The 20,371-nt window shown below is 70.6% G+C and carries 21 protein-coding genes and 1 pseudogene; 14 read left to right on the top strand and 8 right to left on the bottom strand.

Annotation, left to right across the window (positions count from 1 at the left end):
* From EXE51_RS18015 to EXE51_RS15350, 5 genes and pseudogenes are all read left to right on the top strand, one after another.
* Window positions 1–119: pseudogene (locus EXE51_RS18015) on the top strand (IS6 family transposase); the annotation flags it as partial.
* A gap of 111 nt (window positions 120–230) precedes the next feature.
* Window positions 231–1,796, top strand: coding sequence for a Na+/H+ antiporter NhaC family protein (locus EXE51_RS15365; protein ID WP_137692983.1), 1,566 nt, complete (start codon window positions 231–233; stop codon window positions 1,794–1,796).
* Complete coding sequence (locus EXE51_RS15360) at window positions 1,793–2,062, top strand: hypothetical protein (protein WP_049931332.1); 270 nt, start codon at window positions 1,793–1,795, stop codon at window positions 2,060–2,062. Before EXE51_RS15365 ends, EXE51_RS15360 begins: the two co-directional genes overlap by 4 nt.
* 373 nt (window positions 2,063–2,435) lie before the next feature.
* Window positions 2,436–3,119: a PHP domain-containing protein gene (locus EXE51_RS15355; RefSeq protein WP_049931333.1), complete on the top strand. Its 684-nt coding sequence runs from the start codon at window positions 2,436–2,438 to the stop codon at window positions 3,117–3,119.
* 5 nt (window positions 3,120–3,124) lie between these two features.
* Entirely contained in the window at window positions 3,125–4,360 is a 1,236-nt protein-coding gene (locus EXE51_RS15350) for an asparagine synthase C-terminal domain-containing protein (RefSeq protein WP_137692985.1), read from the top strand.
* 259 nt (window positions 4,361–4,619) lie between these two features.
* On the opposite strand, the gene EXE51_RS15345 is transcribed toward EXE51_RS15350, so the two are convergent.
* Window positions 4,620–5,300, bottom strand: a complete 681-nt coding sequence (locus EXE51_RS15345) for a uracil-DNA glycosylase family protein (protein WP_049931334.1) — start codon at window positions 5,298–5,300, stop codon at window positions 4,620–4,622.
* 297 nt (window positions 5,301–5,597) lie between these two features.
* Here EXE51_RS15345 and EXE51_RS17820 point away from each other — a divergent pair, with 297 nt between their 5' ends.
* Both EXE51_RS17820 and psmB read left to right on the top strand, forming a co-directional pair.
* On the top strand, window positions 5,598–5,765 hold the full coding sequence (locus EXE51_RS17820) for a hypothetical protein (RefSeq protein ID WP_167373065.1): 168 nt from the start codon (window positions 5,598–5,600) through the stop codon (window positions 5,763–5,765).
* A 256-nt stretch (window positions 5,766–6,021) separates the two neighbouring features.
* The gene (gene psmB / locus EXE51_RS15340) at window positions 6,022–6,753 is read left to right on the top strand and encodes an archaeal proteasome endopeptidase complex subunit beta (protein ID WP_049931335.1); all 732 of its coding nucleotides are present in this window, start codon (window positions 6,022–6,024) and stop codon (window positions 6,751–6,753) included.
* Window positions 6,754–6,830: 77 nt separating this feature from the next.
* Here psmB and EXE51_RS15335 read toward each other — a convergent pair whose 3' ends face one another.
* From EXE51_RS15335 to EXE51_RS15325, 3 genes are all read right to left on the bottom strand, one after another.
* Entirely contained in the window at window positions 6,831–7,571 is a 741-nt protein-coding gene (locus EXE51_RS15335; RefSeq protein WP_137692982.1) for a protein sorting system archaetidylserine synthase, read from the bottom strand.
* Window positions 7,572–7,712: 141 nt separating this feature from the next.
* Window positions 7,713–8,765, bottom strand: coding sequence for a Brp/Blh family beta-carotene 15,15'-dioxygenase (locus EXE51_RS15330; RefSeq protein WP_137692981.1), 1,053 nt, complete (start codon window positions 8,763–8,765; stop codon window positions 7,713–7,715).
* 129 nt (window positions 8,766–8,894) lie between these two features.
* Window positions 8,895–9,269 (bottom strand): SlyX family protein, encoded by a 375-nt coding sequence (locus EXE51_RS15325; protein WP_049931338.1) that lies wholly within the window; start codon window positions 9,267–9,269, stop codon window positions 8,895–8,897.
* A 178-nt stretch (window positions 9,270–9,447) separates the two neighbouring features.
* Between EXE51_RS15325 and EXE51_RS15320 the strand changes: the two genes are divergently transcribed.
* Both EXE51_RS15320 and EXE51_RS15315 read left to right on the top strand, forming a co-directional pair.
* Window positions 9,448–10,230 (top strand): bacteriorhodopsin, encoded by a 783-nt coding sequence (locus EXE51_RS15320; protein ID WP_080508572.1) that lies wholly within the window; start codon window positions 9,448–9,450, stop codon window positions 10,228–10,230.
* 65 nt (window positions 10,231–10,295) lie between these two features.
* The gene (locus EXE51_RS15315) at window positions 10,296–10,520 is read left to right on the top strand and encodes a hypothetical protein (RefSeq protein ID WP_049931340.1); all 225 of its coding nucleotides are present in this window, start codon (window positions 10,296–10,298) and stop codon (window positions 10,518–10,520) included.
* An 87-nt stretch (window positions 10,521–10,607) separates the two neighbouring features.
* On the opposite strand, the gene EXE51_RS15310 is transcribed toward EXE51_RS15315, so the two are convergent.
* Window positions 10,608–12,671 carry an AAA family ATPase gene (locus EXE51_RS15310; RefSeq protein ID WP_137692980.1) on the bottom strand — a complete coding sequence of 688 codons (2,064 nt, stop codon included), beginning with the start codon at window positions 12,669–12,671 and terminating at the stop codon, window positions 10,608–10,610.
* A 222-nt stretch (window positions 12,672–12,893) separates the two neighbouring features.
* Between EXE51_RS15310 and EXE51_RS15305 the strand changes: the two genes are divergently transcribed.
* From EXE51_RS15305 to EXE51_RS15290, 4 genes are all read left to right on the top strand, one after another.
* Window positions 12,894–14,894, top strand: coding sequence for a bacterio-opsin activator domain-containing protein (locus EXE51_RS15305; RefSeq protein WP_089307933.1), 2,001 nt, complete (start codon window positions 12,894–12,896; stop codon window positions 14,892–14,894).
* Between the two features lie 34 nt (window positions 14,895–14,928).
* The gene (locus tag EXE51_RS15300; protein WP_086219634.1) at window positions 14,929–15,420 is read left to right on the top strand and encodes an SRPBCC family protein; all 492 of its coding nucleotides are present in this window, start codon (window positions 14,929–14,931) and stop codon (window positions 15,418–15,420) included.
* A 109-nt stretch (window positions 15,421–15,529) separates the two neighbouring features.
* On the top strand, window positions 15,530–16,663 hold the full coding sequence (locus EXE51_RS15295; protein ID WP_085682739.1) for an SPFH domain-containing protein: 1,134 nt from the start codon (window positions 15,530–15,532) through the stop codon (window positions 16,661–16,663).
* Window positions 16,664–16,754: 91 nt separating this feature from the next.
* Window positions 16,755–17,366, top strand: coding sequence for a MarR family transcriptional regulator (locus tag EXE51_RS15290; RefSeq protein WP_049932491.1), 612 nt, complete (start codon window positions 16,755–16,757; stop codon window positions 17,364–17,366).
* Window positions 17,367–17,372: 6 nt separating this feature from the next.
* On the opposite strand, the gene EXE51_RS15285 is transcribed toward EXE51_RS15290, so the two are convergent.
* The 3 genes from EXE51_RS15285 to EXE51_RS15275 all read right to left on the bottom strand — a co-directional run bounded on the left by EXE51_RS15285 (window position 17,373) and on the right by EXE51_RS15275 (window position 19,123).
* Window positions 17,373–17,627, bottom strand: coding sequence for a hypothetical protein (locus tag EXE51_RS15285; RefSeq protein WP_049932489.1), 255 nt, complete (start codon window positions 17,625–17,627; stop codon window positions 17,373–17,375).
* 153 nt (window positions 17,628–17,780) lie between these two features.
* On the bottom strand, window positions 17,781–18,329 hold the full coding sequence (locus tag EXE51_RS15280; protein WP_049932488.1) for a DUF84 family protein: 549 nt from the start codon (window positions 18,327–18,329) through the stop codon (window positions 17,781–17,783).
* Window positions 18,326–19,123, bottom strand: coding sequence for a helical backbone metal receptor (locus EXE51_RS15275; RefSeq protein WP_094495237.1), 798 nt, complete (start codon window positions 19,121–19,123; stop codon window positions 18,326–18,328). Before EXE51_RS15275 ends, EXE51_RS15280 begins: the two co-directional genes overlap by 4 nt.
* 255 nt (window positions 19,124–19,378) lie before the next feature.
* Here EXE51_RS15275 and EXE51_RS15270 point away from each other — a divergent pair, with 255 nt between their 5' ends.
* The gene (locus EXE51_RS15270) at window positions 19,379–20,353 is read left to right on the top strand and encodes a transcription initiation factor IIB family protein (protein ID WP_006114298.1); all 975 of its coding nucleotides are present in this window, start codon (window positions 19,379–19,381) and stop codon (window positions 20,351–20,353) included.
* The last annotated feature ends 18 nt before the right edge of the window (window positions 20,354–20,371 follow it).

Below are 20,371 nucleotides of genomic sequence, written 5' to 3'. Positions count from 1 at the left end.
TTTGGGAAATAGAACGACGAACATCATCGTTTGCGAATAGTTTCAGCAATGTCGCGTTAGAGACAGCTCAAAATTGGCTCGAAGCCCTCGCCGTCTACCACAATTCACGCCAAACTTAACGCGACCCCCGCGTGAGGCGATTCCGTCGGGCGAACGCTCCCGGTCCGTCTGACGGAGCGCACACGGGGATTTACGTGAGCCGTCGGTCTCCGAAGGCGTGTGAGAGATAAATGACCGACACGACAGCGGGGACCCCGGCCGCGACCGACGGCGGTGACCCCCCAGACGGCAGCGACTTCGGCGTCGGCGAGGAAGGGAGCGACGACCCGCGGATCGAGTTCCGCGGGGGAAAGTGGGCGAGCACCCTCCCGCTCGTCTTCTTCATCGCCTGGGCGATCTTCCAGAGCGGCGTCCTCGGGATCGGTGACACCAACGGGCTCGTCGTGGGCGCGTTGGTCGGAACGACGCTCGGGATGTTCCTCGTCCGCGGCGACTGGAAGGCGTACGCCGACACGATCTTCGAAGGGATGACCCAGCGCGTGGCCGCGACCGCGATCGTCGCGTGGCTCTGGGCCGGGATGTTCGCCCAGACGCTCCAGGCCGGCGGCTTCGTCGAGGGGCTCATCTTCGCGGCCGACGCTCTGAACGTCGGCGCGTCGACGTTCCCCGCGGCCGCGTTCATCCTCTGCGGCCTCCTCGCGACCGGGATCGGCACCGGATACGGGGCGACCGTCGCGTTCGTGACGCTGTTCTTCCCGGCCGGCGTGCTCATCGGCGCGAACCCCGTGCTGCTGTTCGCCGCGATCCTGTCGGGCGCCGTCTTCGGCGACAACCTCGCGCCCGTCAGCGACACGACGATCGTGAGCGCCGTGACTCAGGACGCGGACATCGGCGGGGTCGTCGCCTCGCGGTTCAAGTACGCTATCGCGGCGGCGGTCCCGGCGTTCGCCGCGTACCTGATCGCCGGCTCGGCCATGGCCGGCGTGAGCCTCGAGGGCGCCGTCGCGCTCCGCGAGTCCGCGAACGCCCTCGGACTAGTCCACCTGCTCTCGATGGGAGTCGTCATCGTCACCGCGGTCGCGGGCCGTCACATCGTCGAGGCGATCTCGTGGGGGCTGGTCGTGGCGGTTGCGTCCAACCTCCTGTTCGGGCTGTCGAGCGCGAGCGACATCGTCGCCTTCACGGTGACGGAGGCTGGGCCGCTCTCCGGGCTCCCGGTCGTCGAGGTCGGCGAGACCGCGGGCGTCGGCGGGAGCCTCTACACGGGCGCGGTCGGGTTCTTCCCGCTGATCGTTCTCACCCTTCTCATCGTCGCGATGGCGCAGATCATGATCCGCGGCGGCGGCTTCGAGGCGATCCAGACGTTCCTCCTCGACCGCGTCGCGACGACCGTCCGCCGGGCGGAGCTGACGATGGTCCTCGGCACCGCGACGATCAACGGGATGATCACGATAAACACCGCGGCGGAGATCGCGATCGCCCCGTACGTCGCCCGGATCGGCGAGAAGTTCAACATCAACGGCTACCGGCGCGCGAACATCTTGGACGCCAACACCTCCGCGCTCGGCTACATCTTCCCGTGGGCGGGCGGCGTGTTGGTCGGGTACCAGGTGATGGTCGGGCCGGACGGCCTCGGGTCCCAGTACGGTCCCGAGATGGTCGTGAACCCCATCGAAGTCGTGCCGTACGTCTTCCACGGCTGGTTCCTCGTGGCGATATTCATCATCGCCGCGATCACCGGCTTCGGGCGGGAGTACATCCCCGACCGCGCCTCCGAGGAGGTGTCCCGCGCATGAGCGTCTTCGACAAGTTCCTCGCCGGGTGGTCGTTCCGGGGATCGACACCGGACTACGCGGCCGGGGACGCGATCGAAGTGATGGTGACGGGCGAGTCCGACGGCGGCGTACACGTCGCGCGCATCGGCGACTCGACGCTCCGGATCGAGGGCGCGCCCGGGGACGCGGTCGACACTCGGGTCGTCGTCGACGTGGAGTCGTGGGACGAGTCGAGCCACACCGGGCGCGCGACCTATCGGAAGACCGTAGGCGGGAGCGCGTTTTAGTTAGCACTCGGTGGTTGGGGGTTCTTTTTCATCGGTTCCGCCGTCCGTATATAAACAACCGAGGGCGGACCGGTGGCGAACGCCGCCAAAGCCTCGCCGCGAGGACTCGCGCACAGCACCTCACGCCTCCCCAGCCCCGTCGCTCACTGCCCGCGGTTTCACCGCTCGCAACCGAGGTGCTCGCCTCGCTCGCACATCGCACCGTTCGCGACTCCCTCGCGCGTGCGACTCGCGCCCTCCGGCCGCTCGTCGGCACGCGCCACCGCAGTTGCTTTTAGATAACAGATCGTCGAAATGGGGTTCGATCACCGCGAAGCGGCGTGAACCGGCGCGGACCGGGGCGCTTTTCATCACCACGCTCGAACCGTCGGGCGTGCTATCGGTCGAGCTCCACGCGCACTCCGCGCTGTCGTACGACGGGCGCGACCCGGTCGACCTCCTCTTGGAGCAGGCGGCCGCGGTCGGGCTCGACGCGCTCGCCGTCACCGACCACGACGAGATCGACGCCAGCATCGAGGCGGCCGAGAAGGCCCCCGACTACGGGCTCGTCGGCATCGTCGGCATGGAGGTGACCTGCGCGGTCGGCCACGTGCTCGCGTTCGGCATCGACGAGCGCGTCGAGAGCGGCCTCCCCTTCGACGAGACGCTCGACCGGATCCGCGACCAGGGCGGGATCGCGGTCGTCCCCCACCCCTTCCAGAAGTCCCGCCACGGCGTCGCCGCGCACGTCAGCGACGAGCGGCTCGCGAGCGCGGACGCGATCGAGGTGTACAACTCGCGGCTGTTCACCGGGCGCTCGAACCGACAGGCCGAGAAGTTCGCCGTCCGCAACGGGCTCCCGATGACCGCCGGCAGCGACGCCCACATCTCCGAGATGGTCGGGCAGGCGGTGACGGAGGTCGGCGCCGACGAGCGCTCCGCGGACGCGATCCTCGACGGGATCGCCGACGGGCGGACGAGCGTCGTCGGCAAGCGCACCCCGTGGCGGGTCTCGCTCCGGCAGTTCGGCGGGGGCGCCAAGCGCCGCGCGCTCCGCGCGCTCGACGCCCTCCGGTGACCGCGATGACGGCCCCTTCCTCGTCCGACCTCCGCGGCGCCCCCGCGGACCGCGTCCGTGCCGCGCTCCGCGACGGCGACCCGCTCCCCGGCGGGTGCGGCTTCGCCGGGCTGCTGGCCGAGCCGCCGAGTTTGGACCCGCGGGACCGCGACGGCCCGGTGCTCGTCCGCGATGTCCTCGGCCGACAACCGCTGTTCGTCGAGTGCGAGGCGCTCGATCCGGGGACCGCCCGCATTCCCACGGCGACCGACGCGTGGGCCTTCGACCGCGGCGCGCTCGCCGATCCAGAGCCGGTGCCCGCGGGGAGCGTGGTCTCGGCCGGCGGTACCGAACGCGTCTGGCGGCTTCCCGACCCGGCTCCGACCGCCGATCCGGAGGCCGCGCTGGCGGCGGTCGACGGCGCGGTGAGCGCGGCGCTCGGGGACCTCGCGGCATCAACTCGGTCTGGGGGAGACGACGAGAGCAGTGACGGCAACCTCGCGGTGGCCTTCTCCGGCGGCGTCGACTCCGGCCTCGTCGCCGCGGCCGTCCCGGAGGCCCCCTGCTACGTCGCCGGCTTCGAGGGGAGCCACGACATCGCTGCGGCGCGCGAGGCCGCGAGCGCGATGGACCGCGACCTGCGCGTCGTCGAGGTCACGCATGACGACCTCACGCGAGCGGTCCGCGCGGTGGCGGCCGCGACCGGTCGCCGGAACCCGATGGACGCGTCCATCGCGGTGCCGCTGTTCATGACGGCCGAAGCGGCCGCGGCCGACGGGTTCGATCGCCTCGCAGTCGGACAGGGGGCCGACGAGCTGTTCGGCGGGTACAGCAAGGTCGTCGACCCCGCCGAGGACTCCCGGGTCGACGCCGACACCGTCCGCGGCGCCCGGACCGAGACCGTCCGGACGCTGCCCGATCAGCTGGAGCGGGACGTGCTCGCGCTCCGCGCCGCGGGGGTCGAGCCCGCGACGCCGTTGCTCGACGACCGTGTCGTCGGCGCCGCGCTGGCGCTCCCGGACGCCCTGCTCGTCGACGGCGACGAGCGGAAGGTCGCGCTCCGCCGCGTCGCGAGCCGGCGGCTGCCGGAGTCGGTCCACGCCGCGGAAAAGAAGGCGGTCCAGTACGGCACGTACGTCTCCCGCGAGCTCGACCGGCTCGCGCGGCAGGCGGGCTACAAGCGGCGAATGGACGACCACGTCGGGAAGTACGTCGAGGCGCTGTGTAGCGAGGAAAAACCGGCCGGTGAGGGCCGGGACTGACCAAGTCGCCGCGGGGAGTACCAGTCCTGCGGCCGACGCCCGATCGGTCGGGCGTCTACTCACGGATCGGCGGGACAGGTATAAAATCCGGATAGTAGTGACAAATATGACACCCTCGCGGCCGCGATAGAAAACGATCGGCCGCAGATGTGAGCGATTACTGCCGGATCGCCGTATCGGTAGCGCGCTTTGCCGGGGAAAGTTCACGTCCATCCGGACGGGGGAGGCCGGGTCGCGGGCTCGGCGAGCGATCGCCGCGTCAGCGGACGAGGTACGGGTCGCTGCCGGCGATGAAGCGACCGAGGTCGCTCTCGCGGCGGAAGTCGGTTGACCGGAGCTCTCGGAGCGAGTCAACGAGCCGATCGGCGTCGCCGTCAGCCCAGTCGGCGGGGTCTTTGATCGGGACGACGAGCCAGCCGGCGCCGAGCAGCTCCTCGCCGTGGAGCCCGTCCATGTCTATCTCGGTCTTCCGAGCCCGGGCGGTGTAGGTTTCGAGGACGTGTTCGGTCGCCCGCGCGCCCACCGGGAGCAGCACGTGCGCGGCGATGGCGCGGAGCTCCGCGTCGAAGAACCGCTCCATGTCCGCGTAGGCGGCCTCGTCGGGCGGCGCCTCGCCCGCGCACATGTGAAGGTACGAGAGGAACGTTCGGCCGGTTCGAACGGGGTCGACCGCCGTCGGGTCGCCGTCGCGCGCGACGCCGTCGGGGGCGACTCCCTCGGCGACACCCGCGATCAGTCCGGCGTCCGAGAGCGCCGACAGGAACGCGGGCGACCACGCCTCGCCGGTGAACGGGACGCCCGCCGCGGTCCCGCCGTGGACGCCCGGGCGGTCGCCGACGACGTGGAAGTCGGCGTTGGCGTCGCCGTAGCCGGGGACGAACGAGGGGCAGTCGGGGCGCATCCCGAAGGGGTTCCGGATCCGGTCCGTGACGTTCTGCACGCGAGAGGGTAGGCGCGCAGGCCGTTAAATCCCGTTCGGTCCGGCGCGAGCGACTCGGGGACGCCCCGCGGCGGCGAGCGAGCCGATGCGAGGCGCACGAGGCGACGAAGATCCTCATAAGTTATGAGAATAAACGAGGTCAAACCGGGCTGGGATACGCGTCGATCGACGCGGAACGAGAGATATTTCAGGATCGTTAATCAATAACTGGAAACCGCAAGACAGCGTCGAGGTGTCCTCGGCGCGGCCCACGGAAGATATTTATATACCCCTCCGTTGGGGTGTGACAGAAGTCCAATGTTCGACCGCATCCGTACCGCGGCCCTCTTCGGGCTGCACCAAGCGTCCGTCGCCGTCGGAATCTCGCTGTTCCCGGTGGCCGTCTTCGCGCGTCAGCACCTCGGCATCAACGTCCCGGTCGGTCGGCTCGTCGAGACGACCACCGAGGCCGTCGACCAGGAGTGATCGCGCGCCGACAGTAGCTCGTTCTCCGCGACCGACCAGACGCCGAGCGACGGAGAGACCCTCCTTCGACCCGCAATCCGCACAGCTCTCCTCGTGCCCGTCGCAGCCCCGCAGCGCCCGCTCCGAGGTCCGTCGCGATCCAGCGTCCCCCGCCGCGGTCGGCCGGTCGCGGCCCGGCGACGGATATGCCCGTCGGAACCGGTCGGCGGCCCCCGAAGGGTTGCCTTTATCAGCGCGCCGGGCGAATGTGGGCGTAATGCGAACACCGACTGGCGACCTCTCAGACGGGCCGGCTGCCGACCTCGGCCGCGACCAGCCTGTCTTCGGACCGGAGCTCGGCGAGTTCGAACACAGCGAGCGCCGCGCCGCGAAGGCGGAGGGCGACGGCGAGATGAAGACGGGGACCACTACCGTCGGCATCAAGGCCGACGAGGGCGTCGTGATGGCGACCGACATGCGCGCCTCCCTCGGCGGCATGGTCTCCTCGAAGGACGTCCAGAAGGTCGAGGAGATCCACCCGCGCGGCGCCCTGACCATCGCGGGCTCCGTCTCGGCGGCCCAGAACCTCATCTCGACGCTTCGCGCCGAGACGAGCCTCTACGAGGCCCGCCGCGGTAAGGACATGTCCATGGAAGCGCTGTCGACCCTGACGGGGAACCTCCTCCGCTCCGGGGCGTTCTTCGTCGTCCAGCCGATCCTGGGCGGCGTCGACGACGAGGGCGCGCACATCTACTCCATCGACGCCCTCGGCGGCACGACCGAGGAGGAGTACACCGTCACCGGCTCCGGGTCGCAGTACGCGCTCGGTGTCTTAGAGCAGGAGTACGACGACGAGGTCAGCATCGACGAGGCGAAGACCATCGCCGCGAAGGCGATCCAGTCCGCCGTCGAGCGCGACCTCGCCTCGGGCAACGGGATCAACGTCGCCGTCGTCACCGAGGACGGCGTCGACATCACCCGGTACAAGGAGTTCGACGACCTGCTGTAGTCGGCGTCGACGGGACGCCGCTTCGGTATTTCTTCGCGAGTCCCGACCCGCCAGCGGAGGCGCTCGCGGCCGCTCGGTCACCGCCGGAGCTCCGGCGGCGCCTGAATCCCGTCGCCCCAGTAGAACCGCGGGCCGAGGACGAGGTAGCCGCTGGCGAGGAACAGTAGCGCGAACGCGAACCCCTCGCCGATCCACGCCGGGAGCGCGCTCGTCGCCATGTGACCGGCGGGGGTGAGGATCACGGCCGCCTGAACGACCCCCATCACGAGCGCGTCCTGCGCGTGGAGGTCCGGGTAGGTGACCGTCGACCCCATGAGCAGCGCGAACGCCGTCGTGGCCGCGACGAGCGGGACCGGGGCGGTGTAGCCCGCGATGACGGCGGCGGCGAGCACCGTCGCGGCCAGCGTCGTCGGAACGCCCACCGTCTCGCGGGCGCCGTCCTCGTCGGCCGTGTAGAGGCCGAGGCGGGCGACCGCGGCGGCGACGAACAGCGCGCCCGCGCCGACGACGGTGGCGACGAGCGCGGGGTCCGTCGCGAGCGAGCGCCCGTCGCGGACGACGGCGGCGACGAGCGCGGCGGGCGCAACGCCGAAGGAGGCGACGTCGGCCAGCGAGTCGAGGTACGGGCCGGCGGGAGTCGACCCGCGGTGGCGGGCGACGACCCCGTCGAGCCCGTCCGCGACGGCGGCGAGGAGGACGAGCCTGGCCGCGAGCGCGACGTCGACCGTCGCGGCGACGACGGCGAGGAACCCGACGGCGGCGTTGGCCACGGTCACCGCGTCCGCGAGCCCGAGCCGCCGAGCGAACCGCAGAGGCATACCGTATCGGTCGCCGAGCCGGGTTTTAGGGTTTGTTATCTCGTCGACCGCGCGGCGGCGGCCCGGTCGCGAGAGTCCGGGACTGCCGAGGTGTGTGTCGACCGAAACGGAGGGCGCGGCCGCGAGGCCAAGACGCCTCGGTCAGGGGACGTACCAGATGCCGCGGCCGAAGTCGAGCCATTCGCCGACCACGACGTGCGGCATCGCGATGACGCAGACGAAGATGGTGTAGAAGGCGACCGCGCCGGAGAGCAGCGAGCCGCCGGCCAGCGGGTTCGGCGCGACGGTCCACAGGGCGGTCGCGACGCTCGCCGTGACCAGCGCCCCGACGACGAGGACGCCCCACGCGACGACGAGCGAGACGCCTTCCGTCCGGTCGGGCTGCTCCTGTTCGACGACCATGCTCCGCGCCGACTGCCGAAGCGAGTACCACAGCGGGAAGTAGAGCCCGATGGCGACGACCACGGGTACGAGCGCGAAGTACGCGACGAGCAGCAGCGTCTCCGCGGCGTCGAGGAGCCACGACCGGCTGACGCCGCCGGTCGAGCGCAGGCTAGTCGCGAGGCCGCCGCCGAGGTGCGTCATCACGCCGAGCCCGAAGACCGCGCCGAGCGCCGTGGTGAACGTCCCCGGGTTCGAGGCGGCCGGGCCGGCCAACCGACCGTCGAAGACGCCCAACATGATGCCGGTGAAGCTGTAGTAGGTCTCGGTCCAGAAGACGGCGGGGACGATCATCACGGCGCCGCCGCGGATCAGCGCGGCGAGCGCTCGCTGGGGCTTGGTGGGGAGGTGGTCGGTTCCGATCAGCGCGTCCATCACGCGGAGGTCGCCGTGCCCGCCCTTCGCGACCGCCGTCCCGAACGCGAGCGCGAGCGCGGGCAGCGGCGCGACGACGAACAGGGCCACGAACGACGCGACGAAGCCGAGGTAGAGCGCCACGTACCGCGCGCCGAACGGGAGCCCCCGCCGGCGGAGATTCGAGAAGTGTTCGTACCCCCCGTGCGGGAGGTTCAACGCGACCATCCCGACGAGGTACGCGATCATCTGAGTCCGGAGCGACACGTCGGTGCCGACCGCGGACAGGGCGCCGAATCCGACCGCGAGGAGGAGCAGCGCCACGCGCGAGGCACCGATGGCCGTCCGTTCCGGTTCACCGAGGAGTCGCCGCACCGGGCTCGCCGTCGTCGTCGACATGGACGTATGTACGGCCGTTACCGGGTTAGGGCCTCGTCGCCATTATTCGGTGTTTTATATTCGGGTCGTCCCTGCGACCGTCTCCGCGGGCGTTTCACCGCTCCGAAGGGGGCGGTTCGGGCGGCGGCGTCAGTACGTGTGAATCACTTCGCCGCAACGCGTGCACTCGATCGTGTCCGATCTGAACAGCCGCTCCTTCTTCTCCGTGGGGCCGTTACACTCGGGGCAGACGCCGATGTTCCGTCCGTCCGCCACGCGCGCGGACAGATCGAGGAACTGCCCTTCGAGCCGTTCGATCTGTTCGGACTGCTCTTCGACGACCGATTGGAGTTCCTCGATCGTCTCCTCGCGCTCCTCGACCGCGGTGGACAGCTCCTCGATGCGCTGCTCGTAGGCGTCTATCGCCTCGACGTCGATGGTGACGTCGTCGGTCTCCTCCGCTTCCTGTTCCGCAGTGCTTTCGCTACGCTGTTCGGCTTCCGCCTCGGCGTCGTCGTCTGCCATACGAGACTGGTAGAGCCCCAGGGTCATTACTTTCAGGCCGACAACGTCACCCCGACCCGCGGCCCGTCAGGGTCGACCGGCGCCGGACCCCGCGCCAGAAGGGGGCGTCGTCACGGGGCGATACCTGACTAGGTTGGCATCGATCTGAATAGAATATACACAGTATAACGAAGTGGGTATGGACCCGATAGCGCTAACCGCAGCCGTTGGAGCTGATCTGCTCGGGGACGGTCGCCCCGAGACGCTCTGGTTGGGCATAGGCACGCTACTGATGCTCATCGGGACCTTCTACTTCATCGTTAAAGGATGGGGGGTCACTGACAAGGAGGCCCGTGAGTACTACTCGATCACGATCCTCGTGCCGGGGATCGCGTCGGCAGCGTACCTGTCGATGTTCTTCGGCATCGGCCTGACGGAAGTTCAGGTCGGCAGCGAAATGCTGGACATCTACTACGCGCGGTACGCGGACTGGCTGTTCACCACGCCGCTGCTGCTGCTCGACCTCGCGCTGCTGGCGAAGGTCGACCGCGTGAGCATCGGCACGCTCGTCGGCGTCGACGCGCTGATGATCGTCACCGGACTCGTCGGCGCGCTCTCGCACACGCCGCTCGCGCGGTACACGTGGTGGCTGTTCAGCACGATCTGCATGATCGTCGTGCTGTACTTCCTCGCCACGAGCCTGCGCGCCGCTGCGAAGGAGCGCGGTCCCGAGGTCGCGAGCACGTTCAACACCCTTACGGCGTTGGTGTTGGTGCTCTGGACGGCCTACCCGATCCTGTGGATCATCGGTACCGAGGGTGCCGGCGTCGTCGGCCTCGGCATCGAGACCCTCCTGTTCATGGTGCTCGACGTGACCGCCAAGGTCGGGTTCGGCTTCATCCTGCTCCGCAGCCGCGCGATCCTCGGCGACACCGAGGCACCGGAGCCCTCCGCGGGCGCCGAGGCCTCCGCCGCGGACTGATCGGCTAGCGGACCCGACGCGGCAGAACAACACGGTTCAACCGTTTCCAGCGTTCATTTTTCGACATGACTGACACTACCACCGAACAGCCGCCAGTGCTGCGTACACGGTCCGTCGTCGGACTCGCCGCCTGCGTCGTGACCGCGCTCGTCGGGATATTCCTGATCCCGACGCTACAGGAGCCGGGAGGCGGGTTCAACGCCCGGTTCTGGACGATGGCGGCCTTGGAGCTGGTCGCCATGATCGGCGTCGTCTACTTCGTCCTCAACCTCCACGAGGAGTCGGACTGAGGCGGGCGAGAAGCGCGGCTCGCGTCGCACCGCCGATCGCGGCGGTGCCGTCGTTCTCCGCACGAGCCGCGCCCGTTGCCTGACCGTTCACTTCTCAGGCAGCCCGGCGTCGGCCCTCCCGTCCCGGGTCGAGGGCGATGTCTCGGCGAGCGCGCGCTCGAAGTGGTCACGCCCGACGGTCGGGTCGACCGGTCCGTCGTCGACGATCGCGTCCTCGATCGCGAGCAGCCCGGCCTCCCGGACCAGCGCCGCGATGTCGCCGCCGCTGTAGCCGCCGGTGCGGTCGGCGAGGGCGTCGAGGTCGACGCCGGCCGCCGTCGGCATCTCGCGGGCGTGGATCTCCAGGATCTCCCTGCGGGCGTCTCGATCGGGGAGCGGCGTCTCGACCGCCTTCTCGATCCGGCCCGGCCGGAGCAGCGCCTCGTCGATGGCGTCCGGGCGGTTCGTCGCCGCGATCACCGCGACGTCGGTCAGCGGCTCCAGCCCATCGAGTTCGGTCAGCAGCTGCGACACGACGCGCTCGCCGGCGCCGGTGTCGTCGCCGCGGCGCCGGGGCGAGATCGCGTCGACCTCGTCGAAGAAGATCACCGCCGGAGAGTTCTCGCGGGCGGTCGCGAACAGGTCGCGGACCGCCTTCTCCGACTCGCCGACGTACTTGTCGAGCAGTTCGGGCCCGTTCACCGGGATGAAGTTCGCGTCGCTGAGACTCGCCGCCGCGCGCGCGAGCAGCGTCTTCCCGGTTCCGGGGGGGCCGTACAGCAGCACGCCGGACGGGGGGTCGATCCCGAGCTCCGCGAAGCGGTCGGCGTACTCGAAGGGCCAGTACACCGCGCGCACCAGCTCCCGCTTCGCCTCGTCGAGCCCGCCGACCTCGTCCCAGCCGACCGCGGGGAACTCGACGGTGACCTCTCGCAGCCCGGTGGCCTCGACGTCGTCGAGCGCGGCGTCGAAGTCGGCCATCCGAATCGCGGTCCGGCCGTCGCGGCGGACCGCGCGCTCCAGCGCCGCGTCCGCGAGGACCGCCAGATCGGCGAACACGTACCCGTTGAGCCGCGCCGCGACCGCCTCGAAGTTGACGTCCATCGCGAGCGACGCGCCCTCGCAGAGCGCTTCGAGCGCGTCGGCGCGCTCGGCCGCCGTCAGCGGCTCGACCTCCAGTTCGCGGTCGAACCGCCCGCCGCGGCGCAGCGCCGACGGCACGCCGCTGGGGTCCGTGGTCGCGCCGATCACGACCGTCCGGTCCCCCGCGCGGAGCTCGTCGACCGTCGACCGGAGGCGGTCGGCCAGCGCGGAGTCGGCACCGTCGTCGGCCCCGAGCGCTTCGAGGTCGTCGAGGAGGACCACCGTCGGTTCCCCCGCGGGAACCGCCTCGACGAGCCGGTCGAGGCGGTCCGTGCGGTCGCTCGTCCGCTCGCCTCGGAGCCGGGCCGCCGAGGCGCGGACGAGCGTCGCGTCGGTCGCGGCCGCGACGGCCTCGACGAGCGTCGTCTTCCCCGACCCGCGCGGCCCGTGGAGGAGCAGCCCGAGCGTCGGAGAGCCGGCGGACTCGAAGGTCTCCGCCGCGTCGAACCGCGTGGAGACGGCGTCCAGGAGGCGGTCGAACGTCGCCGTCGGAACGACGCCGGCGCCGGGGCCACCGGTTCCCGGGGACTCGGCGACGACGTCCGGGCCGTCGTCGGCCGCGACGGCGATCTCGGTGTCGTCGCCGACGACCGCCGGCGACGAGGGGGTCACGTCCCGCACGTCGAACCGGAGCGTGAGCGCGCCGCCGAGGCGCGTCACCTCGACCTCGTCGCCGACGGCCACGGCCCGCCGATCGAGCCGGCGGCGGATGGCGTCCTCGCTCCGCTCGAGGTCGACGGACTGCCGGTGCCGGAGCGTGATCGACGACGCGGCCGGGAGCGACGACGCCGCGACGGTCGCGTTGTCACCCGGATCGAGTCCGGCGCTCCGGCGGAGCCGCTCGGGGAGGAAGACGGCACGCGTCTGGGCGTCGACCGCGACGACCGGGGCGACGACGCGGTGCGACCCCTCGACGGCGATCGAACCGCCGGGGGCGACGCCGAGGTCGGCGAGGACGGCTTCGGGGAGGCCGACGCGGTCTTCGGGAACCGACGCGGGCGGCTCGCGGACCGGAACGCGCACGCTCATCGTGTCCGGGCTCGCTCGCGGGACGGTCCGGCGGCGACTATCGTCGACAGCATACGTCGATCGTTACGCCTACCGACCACAAAGTAATCACCCCCTAACTGGACAGCCGACGGGAGCCCGGGCGGTCGGTCCACGCCGTCCAAGTCGTCCGACCCGCGGGGGGAGACCCGGACCGCCGGAAGGCAGGCAAGCATTAACCCGTGTCGGTGCGAAGGGCGGAGCATGGCGAACGCTCGGGCGCTCCTCGTCCACCCGGAGGAGGGGAGCGATCGGATTGAGACGGCGCTCGGCGCCGCGGGGTTCGAAGTGACGCGCACTGACACGGCCTCGTCCGCGGTCGCGAAGGCGACGACCGGGGAGTACGACTGCGTCGTCAGCGAGTACGCCCTCGCCGGCGACGACGGGGTTGCGCTCGCGACCGCGATCGAGGAGTCCGACGCGGGCGTCCCGGTCGTGATGTTTACCGAGACGGACGAGGAGGGCGTCCCCGAGGCCGCCTTCGAGAACGGCGTCGACAGGTTCCTCCAGAAGAACGGGTCGGCGTCGATCGAACGACTCGTCTCCGACGTCTCGACGGTCTGCTCGGGGGTGCCGACCTCGGAGCCGCGACAGGACGTGTCCGACCACGAGCCGTCCGCGGGGGAGGTGACGCGGGCCGTCGAGGACGCGCCGATCGGGATCAGCATGAGCGATCCAGACCTCCCGGACTACCCGCTCGTGTACGTCAACAACGCGTGGGAGGAGCACACCGGCTACCCGGTCGAGGAGGCGCTCGGCCGTAACCCGCGGTTCCTCCAGGGACCGGGGACGGACCCGGAGACCGTCGACGAGATCGGGGAAGCGATCGCGAACGAGGAGGAGGCGACCGTCGAGATCCGGAACTACCGGCGCGACGGGACCCCGTTCTGGAACGAGCTGACGGTCGCGCCGATCTACGACGAGGAGGGCGAGCTGGCCCACTACGTCGGGTTCCAGAACGACATCAGCGAGCGGAAGGCGGCGGAGCGGCTCGCCGAGGAGCGCGCCGAGAAGCTCGCGACGGAGCGGCGCTCGCTGGACAGGGTGTTGGGCCGCGTGAACGGGCTGTTCAGCGATATCAGTCGCATCCTCGTCGAGAACCGCGACTCGGGCGTCATCTCGGAGCGCGTGTGCGAGGTCGTCGCCGGCGAACCGGGGTACGCCGGCGGGTGGATCGGCGAGGTGTCGTCCGCGACCGGTCGGCTCGAGATACGCGCCGCGAGCGGCGTGGCGGTCGAGTCGGGCGCGACGTTCGACATCGAGGAGACGCCGGCGGAGGTACGGGAGACGGTCGAGACGGGGGAGCCGCACAGCGGCTCGATAGAGCACGTCGCCGACGGCCCGCTCGAACCGAAGACCGCCGGCGGGCGGCGCCTCCTCGTCGTGCCGCTGACGTACGGAGAGCGGCAGTACGGCCTGTTGGCTATCTACGGCAGCGGCGCGGACGTGCTCGACCGCCGCGAGCGGCGGGTGTGCGAGTCCGTCGGGAAGATGATCGCGAACGGGCTTCACTCCATCGAGACCACGGAGATACTCACGACCGACCGCGTGGTGGAGCTCGTGGTCGGGATCCGCGACTCGACCGCGTCGCTCGCGCGGATCGCAGACGCGGTCGGCGGGGAAGTTGAACACCTCGGGACGACGCGACTCGACGACGACGCCTGCGAACTGTACTTCCGCGCCGACGGCGAGGGCGTCGACCTCGACGAGCTCGCCTCCCTCCCGTTGGTCGAATCGATGCGGACCGTCTCGGAGACGAACGACGGCGTCAGCTTCGCCGTCACCGTCACCGAGTCGCCGCCGCTCACCCAGCTGGCCGATCACGGCGGCGTCGTCGCCGAGGCGACCGCCACGCCGGAGGGAGCGACGCTGACGATAGAGGCGCCGCCCGAGCGCGACGTCCGGTCGATCCTCGACGTGTTCCGCGACGAGTACGAGGGCGTCGAGCTCCGCTCGCGCGTCGAGCGCGAGAGCCGCGACCGGACCGTCGCTGAGTTCGCGGCCGCGGTCGATGAGCGGCTCACCGACCGGCAGCGGGCGGCGCTGAAGACCGCCGAGCTGAACGGCTACTTCGAGTGGCCGCGGCCGGTCGACGGGTCGGAGATCGCGGAGCGGATGGGGATCACCCGACAGACGTTCCACCAGCACCTCCGCGCGGCCGAGCGGAAGCTGGTCGAGGCGTACGTCGATCCCCGGTCAAACTGATGGCCCAGGGGTCTGTGAGCGGGGGTGCCGCCGCATGAGCGACGAGCAGTCGAGCCCGAGCGACGACGGGCCGGACGCGGGCGACGATCCGTTCGCCGCGAGCGACGTGATCGTCGTCGCGGCCGACCCCGAGTCCGTGTTCGCGTTCCTCGACGATCCGGCGAACCACGCGGCGGTCACGCCCGGGCTCACGGACGTTCGGGACGTCGAACCGCTGGCGAACGGCGGGAAGCGCCTCTCGTACACCTACCGGATGGCGGGAGTCGGCATCGACGGCGAGATCGTCCAGACCCTCCACGAGCCGTCCGAGCGCCACGTCTTCGAACTCCGGGGGCGGCTCACCGGCACCATCGACCTCCGGACCGAGCCCGTCGACCGGGGGACGGAGCTGACGTACGCCGCGACGTACGGCCTGCCGGAGAACGCGCTCACGAGGCTCGGCGCACCCGTTGTCCGTCGGTTCAACGAGCGGCAACTCCGGGCGGCGCTGGAGAACGTCGCGGCCGAGTTCGACGGGAACGAGTGACGCTTCGGGAGCGGGCAGCGCGCGGCCGCGGCGCCGCGACCCGGGGACTGCGGGACGGTACGGCGTCGACAGGCGAACTATTAACCGTGGGATAGCCTAACTAGGAGGCATGGAACCGATCACCCTCCAAGCCGGCCTCGGCTTCGGGCTCGTGAGTGTCGGCCTGCTCGCGCTTCTGCTCGTGGTCGTCACGCTCTGGCAGTCGTTCGAGATCGTCGACGCCTACGAGAAGAAGACGCTCACCGTCTTCGGCGAGTACCGCAAACTGCTCGAACCGGGGATCAACCTCATTCCGCCGTTCGTCTCCCGCACGTACCCGTTCGACATGCGGACCCAGACGCTGGACGTGCCCCGGCAGGAGGCGATCACGCGGGACAACTCTCCCGTGACCGCCGACGCGGTCGTCTACATCAAGGTGATGGACGCGAAGAAGGCGTTCCTCGAAGTCGACGACTACAAGAAGGCCGTCTCGAACCTCGCGCAGACCACCCTCCGGGCGGTCCTCGGCGACATGGAGCTCGACGACACGCTGAACAAGCGTCAAGAGATCAACGCGAAGATTCGCAAGGAACTGGACGAGCCCACCGACGAGTGGGGGATCCGCGTCGAGAGCGTCGAGGTCCGCGAGGTCAACCCCTCGAAAGATGTCCAGCAGGCGATGGAGCAGCAGACCTCCGCCGAGCGCCGCCGCCGCGCGATGATCCTCGAAGCGCAGGGTGAACGCCGCTCCGCGGTCGAGCAGGCCGAGGGTGACAAGCAGTCCAACATCATCCGCGCGCAGGGTGAAAAGCAGTCCCAGATCCTCGAAGCGCAGGGGGACGCCATCTCGACGGTCCTCCGCGCCCGCTCCGCCGAGTCGATGGGCGAACGCGCCATCATCGAGCGCGGCATGGAGACCCTAGAGGAGATCGGGAAAGGCGAGTCCACCACCTTCGTCCTCCCGCAGGAGCTCACCAGCCTCGTCGGCCGCTACGGCAAGGCCCTCTCCGGCTCCGACGTCCAGGAGATGGAGGGGCTCGACGGGAAGGAGTTCGACGCCGACACGCGGAAGATGCTCGGCCTCGACGACATCGACGAGATCCTCGGCCAGATCGAGGAGTCGGCGGAGATGAACGTCGAGGAGTTAGAGAAGGAGGCCGAGGCCGTGAAGTCGGGCGACGCCGGCGCGAGCATCAGGTCCGCGGACGAGGTCATCCAAGAGATGGACGACGAAGAGGCGGCGGAAGTGGAGAAGGAGCAGTAAATCGGCGCGGAGCGCGGTCAAGGCTGTCGATTCTCCGCGCCGAATTGGATCGAACGAAGTGTTTTTGTCGGGGCGTAGACTACTACTCGGCGTGACAGAGGGGTTCGACGGACGGAAACGCGAGACGCTCCGCCGCTTCGCCGCGGTCGGAGCGGCCGCGCCGTTCGTCGGCACCGCGAGCGCGGACGACGGAAGCGGGGACGCGAACGAGACGCGGGAGGCGATCCGCGGCTACGTGCCGACGACCCCCGGCGCGCACTTCTCGAAGCTCCGCGACGACCTCCGGCTCGGCACCGGCGAGGCGCAGTACCACCTCCGGAAGCTCGAAGAGGCGGGTGAGATCGAGTCGGTGAAGGACGCAGACTACCGGCGCTTCTTCCCCGCCGGGCGCTTCGACGAGACCGACAAGCGGGCGCTCGGCTACCTGCGGCGAGAGACGCCCCGCGGGATGATCCTCGCGCTGTTGCGCGACCCGAGCGCCACCGGCGCCGACCTCGCGGAGGCCCTCGGCGTCTCGCGGCCGACGATAAGCGCGGCGGCCGCCGACCTGGAGGGCGCGGGCCTCCTCGACCGGACCGACGGCTACGCGCTGACCGAGCCGGAGCGGCTGCTCACGCTCGTCGTCCGGTACGCCGACTCATTCGACGCCGAGGCCGTCGCGTTCGCCGACGAGGCGGCGTCGCTGGTCGCGTACGACCCCTGACTTCGGTCAGGCCGTGACCATCCACGTCGTGCCGGAGGAGTACCCCCACTTCTCGACGTCGATATCGGTGGCCGCGTCGACGACCGCGCTCATGTTCGCGCCGACCTCCTTCGCTGAGAGGTCGAGGTCGTTGGCGATCAGCCGCGACTTGAAGTACGTCCGGTCGGACGCGTTCTCGCGGAGGTACCGCAGGATACGCGCCTGTTTCGCGGAGAGGCCGGCCGATTCGGCTGCGACCGCGTCCGGGTGAGCCGTGCTCATACAGCCATCACGTCATCACCCCGCATAAGCCGGTTGGTAGGTCGGGTTAACACGCCGTAGTCCTGCGGTTTTCCACGGTGAGACGAGCGATAATCCCGTCCCAGCAGCGGGTTTGGGTACGGTCTTCGAACCGGGGCGGCGACGCGGACGGGCTCAGTACAGTTCGGCGACGAAGGGACCGAGCGCGCCGCTCACCGCGGCCGCGAGCGCCTCCGCCCGGTCGACGCGACCGTTCGTGAGCGCTCCGACGGCGCCGCCGCGCGTCGCGACGCCGTCGGTGCCGAGGAGGTCGTCCATCACGGGACCGAGTTCCGCCCCGTCGTCGATGCGGGCGGCGACGTTCGCCGGGAGCGCGAGGCTCGGCCCGGCGGCGCGGCCGACGCGGTCGCCGTCGGTCACGGCCGCCCACATGATCAGGAACCGCTCGTCGGCGCCGTCGAATCCCGCGACGCCGCCCTCGATGCCGACGCCGAGGTCGCGGTCGGGTTCGAGCGCCGCGCGGGCCCGGTTCTCCGCGCCCGCGACCGTCTCGGCGTGGCCGGTCGGCTGCTCGCTCACGCGGGAGTCGACCGGGACCGATTCGACCGCGACGCCGGTCGGACCGCCGGGGAGGTCGTCGTCGCCCGCCGACCCGACCGCCAGCTCGACCGCGCGCCGCTTCACCGGGTTGCCGCTGCCGACGCCGACTCGCAGGATCGTCATGTCCGGGCGTCGTCGTCCGGCGCCGAAAACGCCTCGGGATGGAGCAAGCGCGCCAGCCGCTCGACGCCGTCGATCAGGGCGGGGCTCGGCTGGTTCAGGAGGGAGTCGTCCAGGACGTGAACGGGGGCGTCGACCCACTCGCGCCCGGCGACGCCGGCGGGGTCGACGCGGTCGCCGTGCCCGCAGACGTGGACGACGACGTGGTCGGGATCGGCGCGCTCGACGTCTGCGGGCTCCACCTCGCGGGAGCGCTCGCCCGGCTCGGCGAACGGGTAGCGTCCGCCGGCGGCGCGGACGGCGTCGGGGACCCAGTTGCCGGCTGCCATCGGCGGGTCGGACCACTCCTCGCAGTACACGGTCGGACGGCGGCGGTCGGCGACGGCCTCGCCGATCCGGTCGAGTCGCTCGCGGGCGTCGGCCGCGAGGCGCTCGCCGGCCTCGGGGCGGTCCACGTCGGCGCCGCGGGCCGCGAACCCGTCCAACGCGCCGTCGAGCGTTGCGGGCTCGCGGTGCGCGACGTCGAGGCCGCGGTCGCGGCAGGCGGCCGCGAGGTCGGCCTGGAGCGCGTCGCTCGTGAGGACGACATCCGGGTCGAGGGCGGCGACGCGGTCGAGGTCGGGGTTCAGCCACCCGCCGACGGCGGTCGGGGGATCGGAACCGTGCGCCGACCCGGGGTCGGAGCCGTCCGGGAGGTCGCAGTGAGCGGTGACGCCGACGAGGCGGTCGGCCGCCCCGAGGCCGGCGACCGTCGCGGTCGCGCTCGGTGCGAGCGAGACGACACGGGGCGCGGACATGGCGTCCGATCCGGTCGCGGTCGTCTCAACGGTTTCGATCGCCCCGCTGACGCGGCGCCGCGGCGGTGATAGCGGCCGCGGGCGGCCGAGGTCGTCCGCGCGTCCCGACCGATCGGGGATCGGCGAAAACGCGTGATAGATCGTGTTCTTTTGTCGAGATCCGAGCGACACGTTCCGGTCGTTTTAAGTTATCTTCTGCCGACGGTAACGTAAGATCGCTCTCGGGCAGTTTCAGTTTCCGGGGGCCACCGAGCTATGAGTGAACGACTACACACACGGGGGAGTCGCTCCCGAACGGAGACGAACGAGGAGGAATCGGAGAACACGGACGAGACGCTCAGCTGCCCGGAGTGCGGCGGGCACGTCATCAACGACGAGGAACACGGGGAGACCGTCTGCAGCGACTGCGGGCTCGTCGTCGAGGCGGACTCGGTCGACCGCGGCCCGGAGTGGCGCGCGTTCGACTCCCGCGAGAAGGACGAGAAGAGCCGCGTCGGCGCCCCGACGACGAACACGATGCACGACAAGGGGCTCTCGACGAACATCGACTGGCGCGACAAGGACGCGTACGGCCGGTCGCTCGGCGCGCGCCAGCGCCAGAAGATGCAGCGGCTCCGCAAGTGGAACGAGCGGTTCCGCACCCGCGACTCCAAGGAGCGCAACCTGAAGCAGGCGCTCGGCGAGATCGACCGCATGGCGAGCGCGCAGGGGCTCCCGGATAACGTCCGCGAGACGGCCTCGGTCATCTACCGACGCGCGCTCGACGAGGACCTGCTCCCCGGTCGCTCCATCGAGGGCGTCTCCACCTCCTGCGTGTACGCCGCCGCCCGGATGGCCGGCGTCCCGCGCAGCCTCGACGAGATCGCCGACGTGTCGCGCGTCGAGAAGGCCGAGATCGCGCGGACGTACCGCTACGTCGTCCGCGAGCTGAAGCTCGAAGTGAAGCCGGCCGACCCCGAGCAGTACGTCCCCCGGTTCGCCTCCGACCTCGAACTGAGCGAGGAGTCGGAGATGCGCGCGAAGAGCCTCCTCCGCAACGCCAAGGAGAAGGGTGTCCACTCGGGTAAGTCGCCGGTGGGCCTCGCCGCGGCCGCCGTCTACGCCGCCGCGCTCCTCACGAACGAGAAGACGACGCAGGCCGCCGTCTCGGAGGTCGCCGACATCTCCGAGGTCACCATCCGGAACCGGTACCACGAGCTGCTGGAGGCCGAGGACGGCCTCGTCGCGTAAGCGGACGCTTTCCCCGCC

The organism is Halorubrum sp. CGM5_25_10-8B, from assembly GCF_005435095.1.
Classification (GTDB): Archaea; Halobacteriota; Halobacteria; order Halobacteriales; family Haloferacaceae; genus Halorubrum; species Halorubrum ezzemoulense.
Note: the sequence above shows the minus strand (reverse complement) of the source record. Positions and strands in the feature narration are given on the sequence as shown.